21 protein-coding genes are annotated in these 24,305 nt (G+C 62.0%); 16 read left to right on the top strand and 5 right to left on the bottom strand.

Annotated elements, in window-relative coordinates; genetic code table 11:
* Positions 1-269 precede the first annotated feature (269 nt).
* Entirely contained in the window at positions 270-725 is a 456-nt protein-coding gene (locus ACYQ3M_RS10325) for a DciA family protein (RefSeq protein WP_460036001.1), read from the bottom strand.
* Between the two features lie 119 nt (positions 726-844).
* Between ACYQ3M_RS10325 and secA the strand changes: the two genes are divergently transcribed.
* From secA to ACYQ3M_RS10305, 4 genes are all read left to right on the top strand, one after another.
* Positions 845-3,577: a preprotein translocase subunit SecA gene (gene secA, locus ACYQ3M_RS10320; protein WP_460036000.1), complete on the top strand. Its 2,733-nt coding sequence runs from the start codon at positions 845-847 to the stop codon at positions 3,575-3,577.
* Positions 3,577-4,788 (top strand): bifunctional glutamate N-acetyltransferase/amino-acid acetyltransferase ArgJ, encoded by a 1,212-nt coding sequence (gene argJ, locus ACYQ3M_RS10315; RefSeq protein ID WP_460035999.1) that lies wholly within the window; start codon positions 3,577-3,579, stop codon positions 4,786-4,788. The genes secA and argJ overlap by 1 nt, the downstream gene beginning before the upstream one ends.
* A gap of 19 nt (positions 4,789-4,807) precedes the next feature.
* The gene (locus ACYQ3M_RS10310; RefSeq protein WP_460035998.1) at positions 4,808-5,740 is read left to right on the top strand and encodes a Nudix family hydrolase; all 933 of its coding nucleotides are present in this window, start codon (positions 4,808-4,810) and stop codon (positions 5,738-5,740) included.
* Positions 5,741-5,806: 66 nt separating this feature from the next.
* Positions 5,807-7,114: an HDOD domain-containing protein gene (locus tag ACYQ3M_RS10305; RefSeq protein WP_460035997.1), complete on the top strand. Its 1,308-nt coding sequence runs from the start codon at positions 5,807-5,809 to the stop codon at positions 7,112-7,114.
* Here the strand turns inward: ACYQ3M_RS10305 and gmk are convergent.
* Together gmk and ACYQ3M_RS10295 are read right to left on the bottom strand one after the other, a co-directional pair.
* On the bottom strand, positions 7,111-7,731 hold the full coding sequence (gmk, locus tag ACYQ3M_RS10300) for a guanylate kinase (RefSeq protein ID WP_460035996.1): 621 nt from the start codon (positions 7,729-7,731) through the stop codon (positions 7,111-7,113). The genes ACYQ3M_RS10305 and gmk overlap by 4 nt on opposite strands.
* A gap of 6 nt (positions 7,732-7,737) precedes the next feature.
* The gene (locus tag ACYQ3M_RS10295; protein WP_460035995.1) at positions 7,738-8,604 is read right to left on the bottom strand and encodes a YicC/YloC family endoribonuclease; all 867 of its coding nucleotides are present in this window, start codon (positions 8,602-8,604) and stop codon (positions 7,738-7,740) included.
* 60 nt (positions 8,605-8,664) lie between these two features.
* On the opposite strand from ACYQ3M_RS10295, the gene ACYQ3M_RS10290 reads away from it, so the two are divergent.
* Positions 8,665-9,567, top strand: coding sequence for a serine/threonine protein kinase (locus ACYQ3M_RS10290; protein WP_460035994.1), 903 nt, complete (start codon positions 8,665-8,667; stop codon positions 9,565-9,567).
* Positions 9,567-9,971, top strand: a complete 405-nt coding sequence (locus ACYQ3M_RS10285; protein ID WP_460035993.1) for a hypothetical protein — start codon at positions 9,567-9,569, stop codon at positions 9,969-9,971. The genes ACYQ3M_RS10290 and ACYQ3M_RS10285 overlap by 1 nt, the downstream gene beginning before the upstream one ends.
* A gap of 4 nt (positions 9,972-9,975) precedes the next feature.
* Here the strand turns inward: ACYQ3M_RS10285 and ACYQ3M_RS10280 are convergent, their stop codons facing one another.
* Positions 9,976-10,410 carry a RipA family octameric membrane protein gene (locus ACYQ3M_RS10280; RefSeq protein WP_460035992.1) on the bottom strand — a complete coding sequence of 145 codons (435 nt, stop codon included), beginning with the start codon at positions 10,408-10,410 and terminating at the stop codon, positions 9,976-9,978.
* Between the two features lie 124 nt (positions 10,411-10,534).
* On the opposite strand from ACYQ3M_RS10280, the gene ACYQ3M_RS10275 reads away from it, so the two are divergent.
* The 6 genes from ACYQ3M_RS10275 to ACYQ3M_RS10250 all read left to right on the top strand — a co-directional run bounded on the left by ACYQ3M_RS10275 (position 10,535) and on the right by ACYQ3M_RS10250 (position 19,795).
* On the top strand, positions 10,535-11,389 hold the full coding sequence (locus tag ACYQ3M_RS10275; RefSeq protein WP_460035991.1) for an NAD(P)-dependent oxidoreductase: 855 nt from the start codon (positions 10,535-10,537) through the stop codon (positions 11,387-11,389).
* Positions 11,390-11,400: 11 nt separating this feature from the next.
* On the top strand, positions 11,401-12,576 hold the full coding sequence (locus tag ACYQ3M_RS10270) for a cation diffusion facilitator family transporter (protein ID WP_460035990.1): 1,176 nt from the start codon (positions 11,401-11,403) through the stop codon (positions 12,574-12,576).
* 335 nt (positions 12,577-12,911) lie between these two features.
* Positions 12,912-13,868, top strand: a complete 957-nt coding sequence (locus tag ACYQ3M_RS10265) for a sterol desaturase family protein (RefSeq protein WP_460035989.1) — start codon at positions 12,912-12,914, stop codon at positions 13,866-13,868.
* A 154-nt stretch (positions 13,869-14,022) separates the two neighbouring features.
* Positions 14,023-16,470 carry a glycogen/starch/alpha-glucan phosphorylase gene (locus ACYQ3M_RS10260; RefSeq protein WP_460035988.1) on the top strand — a complete coding sequence of 816 codons (2,448 nt, stop codon included), beginning with the start codon at positions 14,023-14,025 and terminating at the stop codon, positions 16,468-16,470.
* A gap of 156 nt (positions 16,471-16,626) precedes the next feature.
* On the top strand, positions 16,627-18,087 hold the full coding sequence (locus ACYQ3M_RS10255; protein ID WP_460035987.1) for a NarK family nitrate/nitrite MFS transporter: 1,461 nt from the start codon (positions 16,627-16,629) through the stop codon (positions 18,085-18,087).
* A complete protein-coding gene (locus tag ACYQ3M_RS10250) occupies positions 18,077-19,795 on the top strand; it encodes a bifunctional protein-serine/threonine kinase/phosphatase (RefSeq protein WP_460035986.1) in 1,719 nt (572 codons plus the stop codon). Before ACYQ3M_RS10255 ends, ACYQ3M_RS10250 begins: the two co-directional genes overlap by 11 nt.
* Positions 19,796-19,882: 87 nt before the next feature.
* Here the strand turns inward: ACYQ3M_RS10250 and ACYQ3M_RS10245 are convergent, their stop codons facing one another.
* On the bottom strand, positions 19,883-20,140 hold the full coding sequence (locus ACYQ3M_RS10245) for a hypothetical protein (RefSeq protein WP_460035985.1): 258 nt from the start codon (positions 20,138-20,140) through the stop codon (positions 19,883-19,885).
* Between the two features lie 66 nt (positions 20,141-20,206).
* Between ACYQ3M_RS10245 and ACYQ3M_RS10240 the strand changes: the two genes are divergently transcribed.
* Genes ACYQ3M_RS10240 through ACYQ3M_RS10225 form a run of 4 tightly spaced genes read left to right on the top strand, consistent with a single transcriptional unit; the run spans position 20,207 to position 24,303 of the window.
* The gene (locus tag ACYQ3M_RS10240) at positions 20,207-21,097 is read left to right on the top strand and encodes an AAA family ATPase (protein WP_460035984.1); all 891 of its coding nucleotides are present in this window, start codon (positions 20,207-20,209) and stop codon (positions 21,095-21,097) included.
* The gene (locus ACYQ3M_RS10235) at positions 21,094-21,948 is read left to right on the top strand and encodes a DUF58 domain-containing protein (protein ID WP_460035983.1); all 855 of its coding nucleotides are present in this window, start codon (positions 21,094-21,096) and stop codon (positions 21,946-21,948) included. The genes ACYQ3M_RS10240 and ACYQ3M_RS10235 overlap by 4 nt, the downstream gene beginning before the upstream one ends.
* Complete coding sequence (locus ACYQ3M_RS10230) at positions 21,941-23,887, top strand: transglutaminase TgpA family protein (RefSeq protein ID WP_460035982.1); 1,947 nt, start codon at positions 21,941-21,943, stop codon at positions 23,885-23,887. The genes ACYQ3M_RS10235 and ACYQ3M_RS10230 overlap by 8 nt, the downstream gene beginning before the upstream one ends.
* Positions 23,884-24,303, top strand: coding sequence for a hypothetical protein (locus tag ACYQ3M_RS10225; RefSeq protein WP_460035981.1), 420 nt, complete (start codon positions 23,884-23,886; stop codon positions 24,301-24,303). The genes ACYQ3M_RS10230 and ACYQ3M_RS10225 overlap by 4 nt, the downstream gene beginning before the upstream one ends.
* The last annotated feature ends 2 nt before the right edge of the window (positions 24,304-24,305 follow it).

The following is a 24,305-nucleotide window of genomic DNA, read 5'->3' as shown; positions in this document are numbered from 1 at the left end:
GCCATGCCGTCTTGTATGCCAAGCCTTGTTGTTTGGCCCAGGCGCTGAGTTTCATGTCGCCTCATTGAGGGGTGAATAACCATTTTTTACCTCAAAAACGCATGAAATCGTCAGCAGTTGACAACCCCCCGTGGAGGACGGCGTTAGGCTCAAAAACCAACGCCTTAAGAGATCCTGCTCGCGGCGATGAACACGGCGGGGCGCGCTGGGCAGACACGTCGCGCTTAGGGTTGGGTTGCAGTTTCACGCCGCGGCGTGGCTTTGGCGATTTAGGCTCGGCGCAAGGCGCGGGCCAGGCGTTGCACGCAGCGCTTGAGCTCAGGATCTTCAAGCGCGTTGGCCGCCCGCTCCAAACCGTCTAGAACCTCAGGCGGAGGTGTCTTGATACGCGGCGGCGGTTTTTCCACTTTGCCTTGGGGCAGCAGGACCCGAACGTGCACGGCAGCGATCGGGCCGAGGAGTTCCTGAAGCGCCGCCTTGACTTCGGTTTGATAAAAACGCAGCCTGGCCGCCCAGGCGGCGTTGTCTGCGTATAAGACCAGCCGCCCGCCGTGGCGCGGCAAGCAGTATAGGCAATGGGCGCCAAGCGGCTCCGGCAGGACTTGACGCACCCTGGTCAACAGCTTTTCGTTCCAGCGGGCCTTTGCCAAAAGCGGGGCGAGGGCGTCCTGATTTAACACCTGAACGATCGCCGGCGGCAAACCGGCCATAGATTTCTGAACCATTGTTTGCGGTTCGCGTCAAAAAAGGCGCGCCTAAAATCGGCTTCCTTCCAAAAGCCGCCTTGGGTTAGGGTAAAATGGCGTAGTTTTTTCCGCTTTGCAAATACCGGAATTTGAACCTAATGTTAGGCAAGCTGGTTAAAAAAGTCATCGGTTCCAGAAACGACCGGATCATCCGCCAGAAATACAAGCTAGTCCAGGAGATCAACGCTCTGGAACCCAAATTTCAGGCTTTGAGCGACGCCGAGCTGCGCGCCAAGACCGATGAGTTCCGGGAACGCCTGGCTAAAGGCGAAACCCTAGACGAGCTTTTGCCCGAAGCCTTCGCCACCGTCCGCGAGGCCGGTAGGCGGATACTCAAGATGCGCCACTTCGACGTGCAGTTGATCGGCGGGATGGTCCTGCACGACGGCAAGATCGCCGAAATGCGCACCGGCGAGGGCAAAACCTTGGTCGCCACCTTGGCGGCCTATCTCAACGCTCTGCCAGGCAAAGGCGTGCACGTGGTCACGGTCAACGATTACCTGGCCCGCCGCGACGCCCAATGGATGGGCAAGCTCTACAATTTCCTCGGGCTTTCGGTCGGGGTGATCGTCAGCGGCCTAAGCCAAAAAGAGCGCAAACAAGCTTATGCCGCCGACATCACCTACGCCACCAACAACGAGCTGGGCTTTGACTACCTGCGCGACAACATGGCCTTCAGCAAGGAGGATCAGGTCCAGCGCGGCCACGCCTACGCCATCGTCGACGAAGTCGACTCGATCCTGATCGACGAGGCCCGCACCCCCTTGATTATCTCCGGGCCCACTGAGGAGCGCACCGATCTTTATCTGAAGATGAACGCCTTGGTGCCCCACCTCAAGCGCCAGGAGGGGGAAGGCGAAGACGGCGATTACACGGTGGACGAAAAGACCAAGCAGGTCTTCCTCACCGAGCGCGGCCACGAAAAGGTGGAACAGTTGTTGGTGCAAGCCGGCCTGATCCACTCCGGCCAGAGTTTGTACGATGCCGCCAACATCCGCCTGCTGCATTATCTGAACGCCGCCTTGCGCGCCCACACCCTGTATCATCGGGACGTGGACTACATCGTGCGAAATGGCGAAGTCATCATCGTCGACGAATTCACCGGCCGGATCATGCCCGGGCGGCGCTGGTCGGAAGGCCTGCACCAGGCCATCGAAGCCAAAGAGGGGGTGCCGATCCAGCAGGAAAACCAGACCTTGGCCTCGATCACCTTCCAGAATTACTTCCGGCTGTATGAGAAGCTCGCCGGGATGACCGGAACCGCCGACACCGAGGCGTTCGAGTTCCACCAGATCTACGGCCTGGAAGTGGTCGTGATCCCCACCCACAAGCCGATGATCCGCAAGGACTTGCCGGACGTGGTCTACCTGACGGCGCGGGAAAAATACGAGGCCATCGTCAAGGACATCGAAGAATGCCGAAAGCGCCAGCAGCCGGTGCTGGTGGGGACCACCTCGATCGAGAATTCCGAATACCTCTCCGGGCTGCTCAAGCGCAAAGGTATCCCCCACCAGGTCCTCAACGCCAAGCATCACGAGCGCGAGGCGCAGATCATCGCCCAAGCCGGCAGGCCCGGGGCGGTGACGATCGCCACCAACATGGCCGGGCGCGGTACTGACATCGTCTTAGGCGGCAACTTGGAGGCGGAATTGCAGGAGCTGGGCGAGGAGGCGCCCGAGGAACTCAAAGAAAAAGTTCGGCAAGATTGGCAGCGACGGCACGAACTGGTGGTCCAAGCCGGCGGCCTCCACGTCATCGGCTCCGAACGCCACGAATCGCGCCGAATCGACAATCAGCTGCGCGGCCGCTCCGGCCGGCAAGGCGACCCTGGCTCGTCGCGCTTTTACCTTTCGCTCCAGGACAACCTGCTTCGGATCTTCGCCTCCGATCGGGTCGCGGCGCTGATGCAGAAGCTGGGCATGCAGGAAGGGGAGGCGATCGAGCACCCATGGGTGACGCGGGCAATCGAGAACGCCCAGCGCAAGGTCGAAGCGCACAACTTCGACATCCGCAAGACTTTGCTGGAATACGACAACGTCGCCAACGACCAGCGCCGGGTGATCTATGAGCTGCGCAACGAACTCTTGGCGGCCGCCGACGTCAGCGCCACCCTCGACTCGATCCGCCAGGACGTCCTAGCGGAACTGGTGGACAAGCACCTCCCGCCTGACACCTTCGAGGAGCAGTGGGACGTCGAGGGGTTAGAGCGGGCGCTGGAGGCCGAGTTTGGCCTGTACTTCCCGGTCGCGAAACGGCTGCAGGAGGATCCTGAATTGCAAATCGCCGATCTCAAGCGCGAGATCCTGGAAGCCGCCGAACGCGCCTACCGCGAGAAAGAACGCCAGATCGGGCCGGAGATCCTGCGCCAATTTGAAAAATCGGTGCTGCTTCAGGTGCTGGACAACGCCTGGAAAGAACACCTGGCGGCGATGGATCATCTGCGCCAGGGAATCCACCTGCGCGGCTACGCCCAGCGCGATCCTAAGCAGGAATACAAACGCGAGGCGTTCTTGATGTTCCAGTCGATGCTCGACAACCTCAAGCACGAGGTGACCAGCCTCCTGGCGCGAGTGCAAATCCACGGCGCCGAAGACGTAACCGCCGCCGAGGCGCAGCGCCGCGAGAGCGCCCCCCACGAGGTCCATTACGAACACGCCGAGGTCAGCGCCATGGCCGAAGCGGATCCGCCGCTTGCCGCGTTCGAGGAAGAAGGCGCCGTCGCGGTCGCCCAGAGACCGGTGGTGCGGGAGGGGCGCAAGATCGGCCGCAACGAACCCTGCCCGTGCGGCAGCGGTAAGAAATACAAGCACTGCCATGGGAAACTGAGCTGATGGCGGTTCTACCCATTCCTTTTCCGGAAAATCTGCGCGTCGCCGGCATCCGTCTGGGAACGGCGCGCGCCGGCATCCGCTCTGGTCCAGGCGACGATCTGGCGGTGATCGAGCTCGCCCCGGGCTCCCAAGTGGCGGCGGTCTTCACCCGCAACGCCTTCTGCGCCGCGCCGGTGCGTGTCGCCAAGGAGCACTTGGCCTACCAACCGCGCTGGCTCCTCATCAACGCCGGCAACGCCAACGCCGGCACCGGCGCCCAAGGCATCGAAGACGCCCGCGCCACCTGCGCGGCTTTGGCCCGGTTGGCGGGCGGCCAGCCGCAGCACGTGCTGCCGTTTTCCACCGGGGTCATCGGCGAGCCGCTGCCGGTGGCCAAGATCTGCGCTGCCCTGCCCCAAGCGCTCTCGAGCTTGCGCGAATCGGGCTGGGAGTCGGCGGCGCGGGCCATCCTGACCACCGATACCTGCCCCAAGGGAGCCCGCCTCGAGCTTTCCCTGGCGGGCCGCCGGGTGACCATCGCCGGCATCGCCAAAGGCGCGGGGATGATCGCTCCCAACCTGGCCACCATGCTGGCGTTCATCGGCACCGACGCGCACGTTGCGGCCGAGGATCTGCGGCTGGCCTTAGCTCACGCGCTCGAACCCAGCTTCAACGCCATCAGCGTGGACGGCGACACCTCGACCAACGACGCGTGCGCGTTGATGGCGACCGGGGCCGCCGGCGGGCCGCAGCTCACGCAAAAGCACCCCGATTTCCCCGCCTTCCTCGACGGCTTGACGCAAGTCTGCATGAGGCTGGCGGAGGCCATCGTCCGCGACGGCGAGGGCGCGACCAAGCTCATCCGCATCCGGGTGGAAGAAGCCCAGGATCAAGACGAAGCCCGCCGGGTGGGAATGGCCGTTGCCAACTCGCCCTTGGTCAAGACCGCCTTTTTTGCCAGCGACCCCAACTGGGGAAGGATCTTGGCGGCGGTGGGGAGGGCGGTGGAGGATCTGGACATAGCCCGCGTCCGCATTTGGCTGGACGAGGTCTGCATCGTCGCCGCCGGTGGCCGGGCACCCGAGTACCGCGAGGAGCTGGGGAAGGCGGTCATGGCCCGCCCGGAGATCGAGGTGCGCATCGCCCTGGGCCGAGGCCGCAGCGCTATTCAGGTGCTAAGCTGCGACCTATCCTACGAGTATGTACGCATCAACGCCGCCTACCGCAGCTGAAGCAGGGGAAAAGCGCGCTTTGCCTTTTCTGCATGTGGCCGCGGGCGCAATCTGCAACGCCCACGGCCAAGTCCTCATCGCCCAACGGCGCGCGGGAGGGCCGCAAGGAGGACGATGGGAATTCCCAGGCGGCAAGTTAAAGCCAGGCGAATCGGCCTACGCGGCCCTGGTGCGGGAACTTAAGGAGGAGCTCGGGATAAGCGTCACCGCGGCCCGTCCTTTGATCCAAATCCGCCACGCTTATGCGGATCGCAAAGTACATCTGGAAGTCTTTGCGGTCACCGCGTTCCGGGGCCGCCCTAAGGCCAGAGAAAACCAACCTTTGGCCTGGGTGGCGATAGCGGAACTTGCCCGCTACGAGTTGCTGGAAGCCAACCGGCCGGTCGTGACCGCGCTTGAGTTGCCGCCGTTTTACCCGGTGCTCGAACGCGCAGGCAGCGAGAAGGCGTACCGCGAGCGCTTTAAGCGCCTAGTTTGGCAAGGCCATCGCTTGCTTTACTGGCGCGCCCGCGATCTGCCGGAGGCTGCTTACCTGCGCTTGGCCGAGGAATTCAGCCGCGTTCTGGCGCAGGCGGGCGGTTGCCTCATGGTGCGCGACCTTCCTTATCCTGAGCCGTGGGGCGCGCCGGTGGGGCTGCACCTAAGCGCTAGGCAGTTGGCGGCCTTGCCCGCCCGCCCGCCCGGCTGGCGCTGGGTAGGAGCCGCCTGCCATAGCCTCGCCGAGCTGCAGCGCGCTTCCCAGCTCGGGCTGGATTTTGCCGTTTTGTCGCCGGTGCGCTCGACCTCCACCCATCCGGACGCCGTCCCTTTGGGCTGGCAGACCGCGCGCGCCTGGATCGCTTGGGTCAACCTGCCGGTCTATTTGTTGGGTGGCCTTGGGCGCTTGGACCTTGCCCAGGCTTGGGATTGCGGCGCCCAAGGGATTGCCGGGATCGGCGCGTTTTGTGCTTGAACTTAAGATGAGCGTTTGATCTATACTGCACGGTGCAGGCACACGATAGAGCAGGCGTAAAGCAAGATGCTCGAAAGGTTTTGGCGCAAATCCAAAGGTTCAGAGGCCAAGCTAAAACCTGCCCTTAGACTTGCGCCGCGCCCGATCACGGTCACCGAGCTCAAGGCGCTGATTCCGCTGCGCAACTTGAGCGAGGAAGAATTGACCGCCTTTGCTTTGACTACGCAGACCGAAGCCTACGGTCCGGGATCGGTCTTGTTCGAACGCGGCGCCAGCGAGACCTACGTTTTGTATCTTTTGGCCGGCACGGTCACGATGGCGCTCGACCAGACGCAAAGCTACGAGGTGACTGCCGGCACCGCCAAAGCCCGTTTCCCGCTGTCTTCCAGCCAGCCGCACAACGCCACCGCGATCGCCAAGACCGACGTCGAGGTCCTCAAGGTTTCGGCCAAAATCATGCACAAAAATTTAACCTCCCCGATCCAAGAAGACCGGCTGCTCGACCCAAGCCGCTGGGAGGTATCGCCCGACCTCAAAAACAGCCGCTTGTTTCAGGCGTTTTGCCAGAATTTCCAAAACGAGGAGCTTAAGCTGCCGACCTTGCCGGACATCGCCGTGAAGCTGCGCAACGCGATCGCCCGCGACGACCTCGGCGTCGCCGAAGTGGCTAAAATCGTCCAAACGGACGCTGCCATCGCCGCCAAATTGATGCGCGTGGCCAACAGCCCTTTGTATCTGGCGATGCAACCGGCGCGCAATTGCCTGGAGGCGATCAACCGGCTCGGCCTCAAAGCCACGTGCAGCCTAGTTCTTTCCCTGTGCCTGGGCAGCGTTTTCCAATCCAGGGACGAATTCTTGCGCCAGAAACTGCGCGCTCTCTGGCACGAAGCGATCCACGTTTCGGCTTTGGCCTATGCGTTGGCCAAGGACAATCGCTGGCACGATCCGGAACAGGCGCTTTTAGGCGGCTTGCTCTGCGACCTCGGGTGCATCCCGTTTTTGGCCTTCGCCGAGGAATTTCCTAAAGCCCATTATCAACCCGCGGAAATCGATCAAGCCCTGCCCGCCGTGCGCGGACCCATAGGCTATTACGTGCTCAAACGCTGGGGCTTTGCCAAAGAATTGGTATCCATCCCGCTGCTTGCCACCGCCTGGCATCACGATTCCGGCCCCGAGCTGGCATTAAGCGACCTTATCCTGTTGGCTAAGCTGCACCGTTACCTAGAAACCGGGCGCACGACCGAAGCGCCGCCCATCCATTCGCTTCCCGCTTGCCGCAAGCTGCGCGACAGCCGCCTGTCGCCCGAATATTCCTTGCAAGTGCTCTACGAGGCCAAAGCCCAAATCCAGGAAGTCCTCAACCTGCTCCGCTAAAGGCGATCGAGCAGGCGCCGCAGGAGGCCTTCGAGCCTTTCCTGCTGTCTTGGAAGCCGCAGGCGGTCGGCGACGAGGATGCTCTTGAGCTGGAAAAGCGCCTGTTCGAAATCGGCGTTGACCACCAAGTAATCGTATTCGGCGTAGTGGGAGATCTCGGCGCGCGCCCCCGCCAGGCGCCTAACGATGGTCTCTGGGCTGTCCTGGCCGCGCCGGCGCAGGCGCTCCTCCAAAACCTCAAGCGCTTGCGGCAGGATGAAAATGGAACGGCTTTCGGGAAGCTTGGCGCGCACCTGACGCGCCCCCTGCCAGTCGATTTCTAAAATAACGTCTAGGCCTTGCTCTAGGCTCTCCATCACCTGCCGGCGCGAGGTTCCATAATAGTGGCCGAAGACTTGCGCGTACTCCAAAAAAGCGTCTTCGGCGAGCATCTTGGCAAACGTTTCCTGGCTGACGAAAAAGTAATCCCGCCCGTCGACCTCGCCGGGCCGCTTGGGACGCGTGGTATGGGAAACAGAAATCACCACCTCGTCCAATTCCTGCACCAGCCGCTTCAACAGGCTGGTCTTGCCGGCCCCCGAGGGGGCCGAGACGATGAACAAACTGCCTTTGGCCATCGTTATTTATTCGAGATTTTGTACTTGTTCGCGCATTTGCTCGATCCACACCTTGCACTCGATCGCGCATTGGGTCAGCTCGCCTGAAGCGGCCTTCGCGGCCAGCGTATTGGCCTCGCGATTCATCTCCTGGCACAAAAAATCCAGGCGGCGACCGACGGGCTGGTCTTGACCTAACAAGCGCTCGATCTCATCCAGGTGGGCGTCGAGGCGATCGAGTTCCTCATTCACATCCAGCCTTTGGGCCAGGTAGACCAGTTCTTGCTCCAAGCGGTCGAAATCGGGCTTCAAGTTCAGTTCCTCGATGCGGGCGAGGAGTTTGGCGCGCACCGCCTCTAAAGCTTTAGGCAGCGCCTGGCGGGCTTTTCCCACCTGGGCGCGGAGCTCGGCGCACTGCGCGCGCAACACCTCGGCCAATTTTTGCCCCTCGCGCCGGCGCACGGCCGTCAGTTCCTCGAGCGCCGCCTGGAATCCGGCCAAAACCGTTTGAATGAGGCTGTCTTCGTCGAGTTTGGGTTCCTGCAATACGCCCGGCCAGCGCGCCAGGTCGAGCAGCGACACCGTGGCCGGAATCCTAAGCAAAGATTCGAGCTCCAGCAGCGCCCGGATCACTGCATTGGCCATCGGCCGGTTGATCTCCAAAACCAGGGAAGCCTCGGGCAAGGGTTCCAACCTCAGGGAGCACTCGACCTTGCCCCGCTTGAGGCGTTGATGCGTCAAGGCGCGCAGCTCCGGCTCCACAAAACGCAGGCTGTCCGGAAGGCGCAGGCTCAGATCCAGATAGCGGGAGTTGAGCGCGCGGATTTCCCAGCGCACCGCGCATTGCTGGATTCGGTCCTCGTGGGCGACAAAACCGGTCATGCTCTGGACCATGCAGGCCAACCTTCAACTAAGCTTTGAACATAAAAGCATAGTAAGCGCAAACGCCTGCGGATGAAACCCCCCGTGCCACCTGCGGCGGAAAATTGGGTCTATCTGCCCTCAGGAACCGTGATCGATCGCTACGTCATCGAACGGCCCCTGGCCGACGGCGGCTTTAGCGTCGTTTACCTCGCGCGCGAGCTCAAGGACCAAACCCAGGTAGCGATCAAGGAGTACCTGCCGCTTCGGCTCGCTTACCGCGATCAGGAAGGCCAGGTGGCGCCACGGTCAGAGAAAGCCGAGCCGCTGTTTCTGCGCGGCCGCCGCCTGTTCGTGGAAGAGGCCCGCACGCTGGCCGAGATCAAGCATCCCAACATCGTCGAAGTGATCAACTTCTTTCACGCCAACGCCACCGTCTATATGGTGATGACTTACGACTACGGCAAAGACTTAGGATGGTACCTCAAGCATCACCCAAAGCGGTTGGACGCTCCGTTTCTGCACAAAGTGGCCATGGGGCTGCTGCAAGGACTTCAAGCCATCCACCGGCGCAGCCTCTTGCACTTAGATCTGAAACCGGAAAACGTCCTGATCCGCCCCGACGTGGATCCGCTCCTCCTAGATTTCGGCGCCGCCCAGCGCTATGGCGGCGCCTTCGCCTCAAATCGCCCCGGCCAAGTCCGCACCCCCGGATTTTCCCCGCCGGAGCAATACCGCCGCCACCTCCCCTTGGGTCCTTGGAGCGATTTGTACTCCCTCGCGGCCACCTTGCGGGCCTGCCTCGATCTCAAGCCTCCTCCCCCGGCCCCTGACCGCCTCCGGCGCGATTTGCTCAAACCCGCCGCGCACCAGTACCGCGACCGCTATCCTTTCGGCCTGCTCAAGGCGATCGACCAAGCTTTGCAACTCGACCCTGCCTTACGCCCTCAATCGGTGGCAGAATTTCAAGCGCTGTTAACCGACGGAGTCACCTGATGAACTGTTTGCGAGCGTTGCTGGCTATCGTCCTGCTGGGCGCCTGCCAAAGCGCTTACCTTGCGCCCAATCCAGAGCGCCAATCCTTAGAAAACGGTGCCAAAGAGCTTCCAGCCGAGACGGGGTGGTTGGGGCCTGTGCTTAAAGGGCTGGAGGAGGACCTGCAAACCTTCAGCCGTCAACTGCAAGATCTTACCGAGGAACTGGATCGGCTGCCCAGGTCGCCGCAGTTTCGCGAGCTCGAGCGGCGCCTGGAAGAATTGGCGAAAACGCTGCGCGAGGCCGAAACCAAATTCCAACAAGACGTCCTTCCCAAGCTGCGGGAGGAAATGGAACGCCTGCAAAAGGAACTGGAAAAGCCGCCGCCTGAGAGGAAGCGGCCCAAAGACGTCGTCGAGTTGTAAAGGCTTAAGCCTGGAAGAGAAACAACGCCTCGAGCGTCAGCCAAGCTAAGAAAATCACGGCGAAAATCAAGTGCATCAGGACCCGGACCGGAATCCCCGGTGGCACCCCTTCGGTAGGCGGCACGAAGTAATCGGCCACCCCAAGGAGCTTTTCACAGGCCAAGATTCTTTGGCACTTGAGCTCGTAAAACGCCTGGCTGCGGGAGTCCAAAATCCAGAATAACACGGTCATCAGGAGGCCAAACGCCGCCACGTAGCGAGGATAGGGACGCAAGGCGGCAACGGCCAGCGCTGCCGCGCCGATGAGCGCGTTGATAGCGATGAACAGAGCGAACCGCTTATAGCGCAGCTCGATGTACGCGCGGGCGTTGCTGCACGCCTGCCGATACAGCTCCAACAGAATTTGCACGTCGATGGGATCCAAGGAACGGGAAGGCATCGCATTGGTTTCTGTTCACCGGGCAGATGATTTTAGCGGTTTTGCCGCCGTTTGAAAGCCTTTGGCCTTGCTCTGGCCGCGCTTTGGGATTAAATTCCCCAAAAACGCACTTTGGGAAGAAGTCATGACCGAGACAAAACCGACTCTTGCCTGGCTCGGCACCGGGCTGATGGGCAGGTCTATGGCCGAGCGTCTTCTCGCCCAAGGCTATTCTCTCTGGGTCTGGAACCGCACCCGAGCTAAGGCCCAAGCGCTCGCCGCGCACGGGGCAAAGGTGGCCGCCACCCCGGCCGAAGCGGTGGCAAACAGCCAACTCGTTTTCACTATGCTGGCTGATTTTGCCGCCACCGCCGCCGTCTTGCAGGAAATCGACCTGAGTGGCAAAACCCTCGTACAGATGGCCACCATCGCCCCGGATCAGAGCCAGGAACTGGCCAATCGGGTCGAGCGGGCCGGCGGAGCCTATCTGGAGGCGCCGGTTTTGGGCAGCACTCCCGAAGCCCGCGCAGGCGCGCTCATCGTTATGGTCGGCGGCCAAGAAGACCGGTTCCTCAAGTTGTACCCCATTTTGGCGAATCTGGGACCAAAGCCAAGGCGGATCGGCGAGGTAGGCAAAGCCTCGGCCTTGAAACTCGCTTTGAACCAGCTCATCGCTACGCTGACTGCGGCGTTCGCCATTAGCCTGGCGTTCGTGCAGGAGCATCAGGTGGAAGTCGAGGTTTTTATGGAAATCCTGCGCCAAAGCGCTCTCTACGCTCCTACCTTCGACAAGAAGCTGGGGCGGATGCGGGCGCACGATTACCAAAACCCCAATTTTCCCATCGAACATCTCATTAAAGATATCCACCTGTTCCGGCAAGCCACAAAGACCCTCGACGTGAGTCTGATCGAGGCGGTGCAGAATCTGTACGCGCGCGCCTCCGCCGGTCACCGGCGCGAGGATTATTCCTGCGTATTCGAGGCGGTGGAAAAAAGATAAGCTTCAGCGGTATGTCCCACGATCACGCTCACCCCCCGGCCGATCTGGGCGAGACCCGCCTGCTTCTTGCGCTGTGGGTCAACCTCCTGCTGACCGGGGTCCAGATCGGCGGCGGAATCATTTCCGGCAGCCTCGCGCTGGTCGCCGACGCCCTCCACAACTTGAGCGACGCCGGCTCTTTAGGAGTGGCCCTGATCGCCCGCCGGATCGCCAAACGCCCGGCCGATGCCCTACGCACTTTCGGCTACCAGCGCGCCGAACTGATCGGCGCGCTGATCAACCTGACCGCCTTGATCCTGATCGGCCTGTACTTGATCTACGAGGCCGCGGTGCGCTATTTCAACCCCCAACCCATCGCCGGCTGGATCGTAGTCTACGTGGGGGGATTTGCGCTCGCGGTGGATGCGCTCACGGCCATGCTGACCTATGCCGACGCCAAGCACAGCCTCAACATCCGCGCCGCCTTTCTGCATAACCTCGCCGACGCTTTGGGATCGGTGGCGGTGATCGCCTCCGGCAGCTTGATCTTGCTTTACGGCTGGACTCTAGCCGACCCGATCTGCACGGTATTGATCGCCGCCTACGTGCTCTACCACGGCCTTGGCGAGATGTCCCAAACCATCCGCATCCTGATGCAGAGCACCCCGCTCGACATCGACCTGGCCGAGCTGGTCCACACTTTGGAGCGCGAGCCCGGCGTCAAGGGCTTGCACCACGTCCACGTCTGGGAGATCGACGAACACCGCCGCTCGCTCGAAGGCCACGTGGTGATCGACCTAAACGACGCCGCTCAGATCGAGGCGATCAAGCAGCGGCTAAAGCGCACCCTCGCGCGGCGCTACGACATCCGCCACTCGACGCTGGAATTCGAGTTCCAAAGCCCAGACGGGGGGCTTGCCTGCCTGATCGAAGCCCACGAGCCGCAAGGCGCTTGCGGCCATCCTCCAGGCGCCGAGGTTCATCCGGTTCACGCGCTCAAGCCTTTCCCAGGGCGGGCAGTGTGGCTTTGGCTGGCGGCGGTTTCGCTCTTGGTCGGCTTAGGACTGCGCCTTAAGGACGCGGGCGGGGATTTTGCCTACTGGCTGGCCACCCTCAAGGCGCCGGCCGCCTGGCCCTTGAGCGAATGGGCCGCCTATGGGCTGGCGCTGGCTTTCCTATTCGCGGCAGCGCTCAAGCACCGCCGCTGAAGGGTCGGACGCAAGCGAGCGCGTCCTCTTTATCCGAAGCCGGCTACTTGCTGCACTTGAGAACTTAGCCAAACGCTTCAAAGCCTCTTGACATCCTCCCAACCCCCTAAAGGGGGTGGGCATTCCCGCCGCGCTTTTGTAAGCGCATCCACATCGCGGATCAGAGCGCGCTTATCGCCTCTCGCCTACGGAGCATTCTAGAGATTGAATCAAATAAAGAAACTATCATTTCGCATATTCCACAATTGAACGTCATGAAAAATTAATCCTGCAGGTGTAGAGTGTGATTTCGCCTACCAGAAATCGCAAATCGACTGGATAGGGAGGGAACAGCAATGTTTGACGGTATCGCCCTATTTTTCCTGCAGGCCGCCGTCCCCCTGCCTCCTGAGCTTTTCCAGCTGCCGGAAGGAATCGGACGGGTGGGCCTGATACTGGTCGGGATGGCGGCTCTCCTGGCCCTAGAAACCGGCTTTGGCCGCCAGAGCAACCGGACCCCGCTGGCCCGCAAGTCTTACCGGCTCAACTTCGGCACCTTGTTGGTAAACGACGCCTTGTTCTCCCTGCTGTCTTTGTCTTCCTTGTTGGTTTGGGCCAATAGCTTCTCTCAACGCGGCCTACTGGATCGGATCGCCCATCCCTGGCAGGACCTGGCCGCGTTTATCCTCCTGGATTTGACCTTGTACTTCTGGCACCGCGCCTGCCACGCTTTCCCCTGGCTGTGGTGCCTGCACCAGGTTCACCACAGCGACCCGTTCGTAAACGTCTCCACCGCCTTTAGGTTGCATTTTTGCGAGGTGCTGCTCACCACCCTGGTGAAAGCCGGCTTCATCCTGGTCACCGGAGTGGACGTAGGATCGGTGCTTTTGGCCGAGACGGCAATCGCCCTCGCGGTGATGCTCCATCACGCCAACTTGCGCTTGCCTGGCGAACGCTGGCTGGCCACGCTGTTTACTACCCCTTCCCTGCACCGCCTGCACCATTCGGTGCATCGCTCTGAACACGACCGCAACTTCGGCCTGTTGTTTTCGCTCTGGGACCGGCTGCTGGGCACCCTGACCGAGGGCGAACCGGCGCGGGTTGGGCTACGTGGCGTGCCACCGCAAACCCTGCTCGAATTGTTCCGACTAGGGCCGTCCGCTTCTACTTTCGATGCCGAGCAGCTCGGCCAGATGATCGCCGAGGCGGCCTATTATCGGGCGGAAAAGCGCGGTTTTGTCCCTGGGTTCGAACTGGAAGACTGGTTGGCGGCAGAACGCGAGATCTTGGCCCGCGTGGGGTTGCTTTCCTGACGCGGGTGCCGCTGCGAAGCGAGCTCTTCGAGCGGCTCGAGTAAGCGGCGGCAAAAAGGTCAAAGCGCGAGTCAGCTTCTGCACGAACTTGGGTCACGGGGCAAGCTTTTGTCCCTTTTCCCTAATTTTTGTTACGCTTTATTCGTTTCGAACCTTGGCCGAGGTAGGTTTTATCGCTAAGGAAATCCGCACTATCAAGCAAGCCCTGATCAATCATTTGATCTACTCGCTGGGCAAGGATCCGGTCGAGGCCAAAGAGCGCGACTGGTTCCTCGCCCTGGCCTATAGCGTGCGCGACCTGCTGACGCTGCGCTGGATGGAGACCCGGCGCCGTTATTACGTAAGGAGCGCCAAGCGCGTGTATTACTTGTCGATGGAGTACCTGCTCGGCCGCTCCCTGCTCAACAACCTAATCCATCTGGGCCGCTACGAGGAATTCCGCCAGGCTCTGGAGGAAATGGGGCAGGATCTTAACCGGCTGGCGGAGATCGAAGACGAGGCCGCCCTCGGGAACGGCGGACTGGGGCGGCTGGCCGCGTGTTTTCTCGATTCGCTGGCGACCCTAGGACTTCCCGGCTTCGGCTACGGCATCCGCTACGAATACGGGATCTTCCGCCAGGCGATCGAGAACGGCTGGCAAGTCGAACACCCCGACCACTGGCTGCGTTATGCCCACCCCTGGGAAATCGTGCGCCCCGAAATCCGCTACCTGGTTCAGTTCGGCGGGCGTACCGAAACCTACTACGACGGCGCGGGCAAGCGGCGCCATCGCTGGTTGGCAAGCGAGGACGTGCTGGCCTTGGCGTACGATGTCCCCATCCCTGGCTACGGCGGGCAGACCGTCAACAACCTGCGCCTGTGGGCGGCCAAGGCCTCGCGCGAATTCGACCTGAGATACTTCAATGAAGGCAACTACATCCAGGCGGTGGCGGAAAAAATCCAGTCTGAGAATTTGTCCAAAGTGCTTTATCCCGACGACACCACGCAAATGGGCCGCGAGCTGCGCTTTAGACAAGAGTATTTCTTCGCCAGCGCCTCGGTGCAGGACATTCTCGCTACCTATCTTCAGGACCACACCGACCTTGAGGAGTTTCCCAACCGGGTCGCGATCCAGCTCAACGACACCCACCCGGCGTTGGCCATCGCCGAGCTGATGCGCCTGTTGTTAGACCAACACGGCCTAGATTGGGGCGCCGCTTGGGAGATCACGCACAGGACGTTCGCCTACACCAACCACACGCTGCTGCCCGAGGCGCTCGAGACCTGGCCGGTCTCCCTGTTCGAGCGGCTGCTTCCGCGCCATCTGGAGATCCTCTATGAGATCAACGCCCGCTTCCTCCATGAAGTCCATCAGCGCTACCCCGGCGACGTCGAACGGGTGCGCCGCCTGTCGCTGATCGAAGAGGGGGAGGAAAAGCGCGTGCGCATGGCCCATTTGGCGGTGGTCGGCAGCCACAAGGTCAACGGCGTCTCCAAGCTCCACAGCCGGCTGATGCAGGAGACGATTTTTCAGGACTTCGCCGGGCTCTACCCGGATCGCTTTCTCAACGTCACCAACGGCGTCACGCAGAGGCGCTGGCTGCATCAGGCCAATCCGCCGCTGGCCGAACTGATCACCGTTCGGCTCGGGCCGGGCTGGATCACCAACGCCGAGCAGCTAAAGCAAATCGCGCGATTTGCCGAAGACGCGGCTTTTAGAGAGGCGTTTGGGGCCGCCAAGCGAGCCGCCAAGACGCGCCTGGCCGAACGCCTGCACGCGGAGCTGGGGCAGGCGATCGACCCGGACACCTTGTTCGACGTCCAGATCAAGCGCATCCACGAATACAAGCGCCAGGTGTTGAACGTCCTCCACGTCATCACGCGCTACAACCGCCTGCGCGCAGGCTTGGATCTGCTCCCCCGCACCGTGATCCTAGGCGGCAAAGCCGCCCCCGGCTATTTTATGGCCAAGCTGATCATCAAGCTGATTTGCGATGTGGCCGAAGTCATCAACCGGGACCCTGCGGTCGGCGACCGGCTAAAGCTCATATTCGTCCCCAATTACGGGGTTACGTGTGCGATGACCCTGATCCCCGCGACCGAGCTCTCCGAGCAGATCTCGATGGCCGGCACCGAAGCCTCGGGCACCAGCAACATGAAGATGGCTTTGAACGGCGCGCTCACCATCGGCACCTTGGACGGGGCCAATATCGAGCTGCGCGAGGCGGTCGGGGAGGAGAACTTTTTCCACTTCGGCCACACCGCCGAAGAAATCCAGGCGCTGCGCCGGCGCGGCTACAACCCTAGGGACTATTATCAACGCAATCCGGAACTCAAGCAGGCCATCGACATGATCGCCGGCGGCTTCTTCTCGCCCGACGATCCGAGCCGCTTTCGGCCGCTGGTCGATGCCCTGCTCGGCGGCGACCGGTTTGCGGTGCTGGCCGATTACGAAGATTATATAGCCTGCCAAGAGCGCATCGACCGGCTTTATCTCGATCCGGCGGCGTGGACGGCCAAGGCCATACTCAACCTCGCCTATGCCGGCCGCTTCTCCTCGGATCGGGCAATCCGCGAGTACGCAGAGAAGATCTGGAACCTCGCGCCGATCTCTGCCGTTTAGCACCAAACCGGAACAACTACGGCGAGCCAACTCCGCCTCCGCCCCAAAACAGGGCAAATGGCTAGCGCCCGCCTAGCAAACAGCAGCCACGGCCATTGGCATCAAACCTGCTAAAGATTCACCGAATCCCCGCTATTGCAACTTAAGGAGCACCGTATGTCGCAGCAATTCTCTTTGGTTTCCTTCCACGGCAAGATGCGCATCCTTCATTTGACCTGGCTGGCTTTTTTCTTAAGCTTCGTGCTCTGGTTCAACCACGCCCCCCTGCTGGCCTCGATCCGCAAGGCTTTGGACCTCACCGAACAGCAGGTGAAAACCTTGTTGATCCTAAACGTGGCCCTGACTATCCCGGCGCGCATCGCGATCGGGATGCTGGTGGATAAATTCGGCCCCAAACGCGTGTATTCCGGCCTGCTCTTCCTCGCCAGCTGGGTGTGCTTGGCGTTCGCGCTGGCCGACGATTACACCACGCTGGCCTTGACCCGGTTTCTGCTCGGCTTCGTGGGAGCAGGCTTTGTGATCGGCATCCGCATGATCGGGGAATGGTTTCCCGCCCGGGAAGTGGGGCTGGCGGAAGGAATCTACGGCGGCTTCGGGAACTTCGGCTCGGCCGCGGCCGCCATGACCTTACCGACCCTGGCGCTGTGGTACGGAGGCGAGGACGGCTGGCGTTACGCTATCGCCACCACCGGCACCATCGCCCTGGTCTATGCGCTGGTCTATTTCTTCTCCGTCTCCGATACCCCCAAAGGTTCCACTTACTTTAAACCCAAGAAAAATGGCGCCATGGAGGTAAGCTCGATCGGGGATTTCTTTTTCTATCTGGCCCTCAATCTGCCGCTCTACCTGGCGCTTGGGCTTTTGACCTGGAAACTGGTGCAATTGGGGATGTTCGACGTGATCCTGGCCAACGCCCTCTATCTTGCACTGAGCCTGCTTTACGCTTTCCAGGTCTACCACGCCGCCCGGGTCAACCACGGCGTGCTTATGGGGCAATCGGTGCCGGCGTTCGACCGCTATAAGTTCAAGCAGGTGGCGATCTTGAGCTTGGCCTATTTCATCGCCTTCGGCTCGGAGCTCGCGGTGGTCTCGATGCTGCCTTTGTTTTTCCAGGACACTTTCGGCATCAGCCAGGTCTTTGCCGGGATGCTGGCCTCGGGATTTGCGTTTATGAACCTGCTGGCCCGCCCCGGCGGGGGGCTCATCAGCGACAAGTTCAGCCGCAAAAAGACCCTGCTGATTCTACTGGCCGGCCTTGGACTCGGCTACTTTGCCATGTCCCGGATCACCGCCGCCTGGCCGCTGTATCTGGCGGTCGCCGCCACCATGGCGTGCTCGTTCTTCGTCCAGGCAACTGAAGGAGCGGTATTTGCCATGGTGCCCTTGGTCAAGCGCCGCCTCACCGGGCAGATCGCCGGCATGGTGGGGGCCTACGGCAACGTGGGGGGAGTGGTGTTTTTGACCGTGTTTTCGTTCGCCAGCCCGGAAGTCTTTTTCTCGGTGATCGCGAGCTTCGCCTTGCTGGGCATGGCTGCCTGTCTGTTCTTGGACGACCCCAAAGGCCAGATGGCCGAAGTCCTGCCCGACGGCACGGTGCAGATGATCGATGTCGGCTGATCCTCCTCCCCTCGGCGCAGCTTCAGCTGCGCCTTCTTTTCAGCTGAGCATCGGCCAGTGCTCGCAGGCCGGGAAAAAAGTGACAAACCAAGATTCTTTCGGGGTGCTCATCCCCGCCGAGCCGGAGCTGACCTATAAAGGGATCGCGGCGGTCATCGCCGACGGGGTCAGCGCCTGCGAGGACGGCAAAGTAGCCAGCGAGACCTGCGTCAAAAGCCTGCTTTGGGACTATTACGCCACTCCCGACTCTTGGAGCGTCAAGCACGCGGTGGAAAAGGTGCTGTCGGCCACCAACCGCTGGCTCTACAGCCATGGTCTAGCCAGTACTTTAAGCGTGCTGATCGCCAAGTCCACCACCGGCTACCTATTCCACATCGGCGACAGCCGGATCTTCAGGCTGCGCGGTGGCACTCTGGAACAGCTCACCCAGGACCACCGCTGGGGACCGGGTGCGTCTCGTTATCTAGCACGGGCATTGGGGATCGACCTAAACCTAGACATCGACCATAAAACCTTTCCCATCGCCCAAGGCGATGTCTTTCTCTTTACTACCGACGGCGTCCACGATTGGCTGGCCGCGGACGACTTGCTGGCCATCGTGCAAAACTGCCCCGACCTGGACCACGCCGCCTGCGAAATCGTCCGTAGAGCCCGAGCAGCCGGCAGCGCGGATGACCTAACGTGCCAGATCGTCCGCTTCGATAAGCTACCGCTGCCCGACGAACAGGAAGCGCTTAGGAAACTCACCGCGCTCCCCTTCCCGCCGCTTTTGGAGCCGGAAATGCGGCTGGACGGCTATCGAATCGTGCGCGAGATTTGCGCCAGCCCTCGGGTCCAGATCTATCAGGCAGTCGATGAGCAGACCGGGGAGATGGTAGTGCTCAAGACCCCCTCCCCCAACTTTGCAGACGACCCCATCTATATCGACCTGTTCGCCCACGAGGAGTGGGTCGGCAGCCGCCTCAAAAGCCCCCACGTGATGCAGATCAAAAAACCTAAAGTGCGCTCGTGCCTGTATTTGGTCGCCGAATACATCCCCGGCCAGACTCTGCGCCAATGGATGGACGACCATCCCCGGCGCTCGATCCAGGAGGTGCGTGTGCTTGTCTCCCAAATCGCCAAAGGGCTTTTGGCTTTCCACCGGCTGGACATGCTCCATCAGGACTTAAATCCCACCAACGTGATGATCGACCGCGACGGGATCGTGAAACTGATCGACTTTGGCTCGACCAAGATCGCCGGAGTGGAAGAGATCGCCTCGCCCCTTTCGCGCATCCACCTCTTGGGTACCCGCCACTACGCCGCGCCGGAATATTTCTTGGGTTACGCCGGAACCCAAAGCTCGGACCAGTTCTCGCTCGCGGTCATCGCCTATGAACTTTTGACCAATCGCCTGCCCTATGGGGAAAGCTACGGCGAAGGCAGCCTCACCCGGCTGAAGTACACGTCGGCGCGCCGCTTCAACCCCGAGCTGCCGATCTGGATGGACAAGGCGCTGGCCAAGGCCCTTAGCCTCAATCCCGAACACCGCTATAAGACCTTGTCGGAATTCGTCTACGATCTCAATCACCCCAACCCCAGCTTTCTGCGCCGCCAGGAGCCGCTGATCGAACGCCATCCGGTCCGATTCTGGCGACTGGCTGCAGCGCTGGGGTGGGTCCTGAACCTCATCTTGGGGCTCTTATTAATTCGCCTGTTGCAAGGTTAATCGGGGGGTCTGCCGCTTCCCACCCCCATCCAGCCGGCGGCGCTGCCCTTGCAACGGCGGCCGCCTTCTCACGCGAACTGTTTAACATCAGCGCACCCGGCCCAACAGGCGGGCGAGGAAGGCGAGGGCGTCCTGGTTGAGGAAAACGATCGCAAACAGGATGAGAGCAAAGTACAAGGTGAACTTGCGGTCCATCCGGGCAAGGGCGGCCTCCAAGCGGCCCAGCTCGCCTTTCAGCCCAGCGATGTCGGTTTTAAGTTCGGCACGGACTTGGGCGATCTCGGTTTTGAGCCCGGCTTGGGCTTGAACGATCTTTTGCTCCAACCCGGCACGAACCTCGGCCAATTGAGGTTTTCGCCAGCGGCCGGATTCGGCTACATTTTAAAGATGACAAAGCGCCCGACGAGCTTTATGAATCCCAAAGTCCAACCCCTGTTCGATGCCCTGTCGGAAGTCCTCCTCGGCAAAGAACGCCAGATCCGCCTGGCGCTTGCTTGCCTTCTCGCCCGCGGCCATTTGCTCATCGAAGACATCCCCGGGGTCGGCAAAACCACGCTGGCCCACGCGCTGGCCCGGCTTCTCGGGCTAAGCTGTCAGCGCATCCAGTTCACCAGCGACCTGTTGCCGGCGGACATCCTGGGCGCGGCGATCTACGACCAAAAGCTGCGGGAATTTCGTTTCCATCCAGGCCCCATCTTTCACCAGGTGGTGCTGGCAGACGAAATCAACCGCGCCTCCCCAAAAACGCAAAGCGCCTTGCTCGAGGCGATGGAGGAGGAACAGGTGAGCATCGAGGGGCAAACCTACGCTCTGCCTCAACCTTTTTTCGTCATCGCCACGCAAAACCCCTTCCACCAGCACGGCACCTTCCCCTTGCCCGAATCGCAGCTCGACCGCTTCCTCATGCGCATCCGCCTAGGGTATCCGGACCCGCGCGCCGAGCGGGAACTGCTCCAAAGCGGCGGACGCTCCCAGAAAGCCCGGGCGCTTGCGCCTTGTCTGGAGGCCAAGGAGCTTTTGACCATGCAAGCGCAGGTCGAGCAGGTTTACGTTTCCTCTCCCATTCTCGACTACGTGCTCGAACTGCTCGGACAAAGCCGAGCGCTGGCCGATTTTCCCTTGGGGCTGTCGCCCCGGGCTGGGCTGGCCTTGCTGCGGGCGGCGCGGGCCTGGGCGTTTCTGGAGGGGCGCGATTTCGTCCTGCCGGACGACGTGCAGGCGGTGTTCGAGCCGGTCGCCGGCCACCGCCTGGGAGACGAGAGCGGCGTGCGCCGCTTGCTCGAGGCGGTGGCGGTGCCATGAACCGGATCCAGCTCCGCCCCACCCGGCGGCTGGGCGGCTTTGCGCTGCTGCTTGCGCTTTTGTGGCTGGTGTCGGCCAACTACGGCAACAACCTCGGCTACCTGCTCACCTATCTGCTGGCGGGGGTGGGCTTAGTCAGCCCTTTCCTTACCCGCCGTCAGCTCTTAAATCTACGCTGGCGATTGCTCGTCCCAAGACCGGTGTTCGCCGGGGAGACGGCCGAGCTTTGCGGGTGGCTGGAAAGCTTAACTTCCCTTGGCCGGCAGGTGCAAGTGAGCGCGCCGGGAGCAAGCGCCGCCACCGTTTGGCTCGACGGGGCAAAGCAGGTCATCCTCTCCTGCCCTACGGCGCGACGGGGACGGCGGCGGATCGGCCCCATCGTCCTTAAATCCACGTTTCCCCTCGGCTTGTTCGAGGCTCGGCTGGTCCTTCCCGAGGCGTGGGAGCTTTGGATCTATCCTAAACCGGCCGAGCAGGCGCCTTGGCCGTTCGGGTCACGCCTGCCAAACCAGGGCGCGCCGGATTTCCAAGGGCTACGGAGCTACCGCCTGGGCGATTCCGTGCGTCAGATTCACTGGAAGGGCTTGGCCAAGGGACAGGGGCTGTGGGTCAAGGAATTTGCCGAGGAATTCGAGGAGAAGGCGGCGGTGTTTACCTGGGAGGGGTTGCCGCCGGCGGATGCGGAACAGCGCCTGGCTTGGCTGTGCCGCCTGGTGCTGGATGCGGAAAAAGCCGGCCTGACCTACGGCCTCAAGCTGCCCGAACGCACGCTGCCGCCGGCTTGCGGGCAGGATCACCTGCACGCTTGCCTGAAGGCGCTGGCGGCATTTGGGGGAGACGGTCGTGACTGACGTCGCCAAGCTCCGTTTTCTGCTGCTGGTGCTGTTGCTGTTGGTCGCGCCGCACTTTTTCCATCTCCCTTCAAGCCACACCCTGCTGTTTCTTAGCTTCTGGAGTTGGCGCTTCCTAGGTACGATCCGCCCCTCCTTGCTGCCTAAGGGGCAGTTATTGCCCATCTTGACCCTGGCGGCGGCGGGGGTGGTGATCGCCTCCTGCGGCGGGGCTATCGATCTTGAGACCAGCACGGGGCTGTTCGTCGCTGGGCTGGGGCTGAAGCTGATGGAGCTCCAAAGCGAGCGGGACCTGTATTTTGCGATCTTCTTAGGCTGGTTCGTGGCCCTGACCCAGTTCCTCTACGACCAGTCGCTGCTCATGGCCGCCTACGCCTTCGCGGCGGTCGCGTTGCTGACGGCGGCGCTGGTGCAGTTCAACGCTCCAGGTCTTGTTTCTGGACGCGCCCTGGCCCGCACTTTGGCTGAGCTGTTGCTGCCTGCCCTGCCCCTGATGGCGCTCCTGTTCCTGTTCTTTCCCCGCCCTTTGAGCGGATTTATTCATCTCTCCTTGGATCGCCGCGCCAAGACCGGGCTTGCAGACATCCTCGAACCCGGAGCGGTAGCCAGTCTGGCCACTTCCATGGACGTGGCCTTCCGGGTGGACTTTGAGGGCGAGATTCCGCCGCCCGAAGCGCGCTATTTTCGCGCCCAGGTGTTTTGGCGCTTCGACGGCCGCCGCTGGCACCCCCATCCGGCCATGCGCCAGCCGCTGCCGCAGGCGTGGCCCGGGGTGGGCGAAAGCTACGTTTACCACGTGACCGTCGAGCCTCACTATCGCCGCTGGTTGTTCGCCTTAGGGTTTCCCGCCGCGGCGCCCGAGGAGGCGTATCTGACCCGCGAGGGGGTGCTGGAGGCGTATTTTCCGGTGGACGCGCGCCGGCGCTACCGGCTGGTCTCTTTTCGCGCTTATCGCTTTCCGCCCTTGTCCCCTTTCGAGCGCGAATTGGCCCTGCAACTGCCTGCCGCCCCAAGCGCCCGGGTACAGGATTTGGTGGATCGCCTGCGCCCGCCCTCCGGCGGAGCGGAGGAGTTTGCCCGGGCCGTGCTGGACTATTTCCACACGCAAGGATTTCGCTACACTTTGCGACCTGGGGCCTTGGGCGCCCACCCGGTGGAGGAGTTTTTGTTCTCCACCCGCGCCGGTTTCTGCGAGCACTACGCCAGCGCTTTGGCGTATCTGATGCGCGCCGCCGGGTTCCCGGCGCGCATCGTCGGCGGCTACCTTGGAGGCTTCGTCAATCCCCGCGGCAAGTTCCTCGAGGTCTACCAGGCCAACGCGCACGCCTGGGTCGAGATCTGGGTAGAAGGCAAAGGCTGGGTGCGGGTCGATCCCACCGAGGCGGTGGCGCCGCGTTACGTGGAACAGGTGCGGAATCTGGCCGACCCGCTGACCGAGGCGGTCACCGCCCAGCTGCTGGCGGCGCCGCAGACCGAAGCGGCGCCGACGGCGGTCGCCCACGGCGGAGTGGCGCGCTCGCTGCGCATTTTCTGGTCCACCCTCGACCACCGCTGGCACGTGTGGGTGCTCGGCTACGACCGCACCGCCCAGGCCCGGCTGCTGGCGGCGCTCGGGGAACGCTGGCCGTATGGGGCGTTGCTGTTGGCGGCGGTACTGGTGCCGGCGGCAGGATGGGCCCGGCGCGGCGGTGAGACCGACCCGCTTTTGCGAGAATACCGGAAATTTCTCCGGCAAATGGCGCGCCGGGGACTGACGAAGGCCCCTTGGGAGACGCCTTCCGCCTTCGCCCGCCGGGCGACCCTTCAATGTCCGGAGGCGGCCGAACGGATCGCGGCGGTGACCGAGCGCTTCACCGCGGCCCGCTACGGCCGGCACTTGACAGCCGCGCCGCGGTCCCAGCAAAGTGGGAGGTCGCATCGACAAGAGAGGCAGCGATGAGTTTGACTGAAGAGGATACTCGTCGGCTTTTGGAACGGGTGGAACGCTTGGTGGAGGAGAAGCTCGCTCAGGCCCGCCGGGAATGGGAGATGGACCTGCGCGAGCGCATCGTGCGGGTCGAGGAGGAGCTGAAGCACCAGCGAGAGCTGATGGAGCAGGGTTTCCGCCTGATGGAAAAGCGCTTCGAACAGGTGGAAAAGCGCTTCGAGCAAGTTGACAAGCGTTTTGAACAGATGGATAAGCGTTTCGAACTGCTGATCGAGCAGATCGACAAGCGTTTCGAGCAGGTGGACAAACGCTTCGAGGCGATGGAGCGGGAACTGCACGCGATCGTCCGGCGGCTGGACCGTTTCATGTTCTGGTCCCTGGGGCTGACGGCCACGGCGGTGTTTTTCATCGTCAACTACCTCAAATAGCC

The sequence above is a fragment of the Methylothermus subterraneus genome, from assembly GCF_054656915.1.
This window is presented reverse-complemented; position numbering and strand designations above follow the sequence as displayed.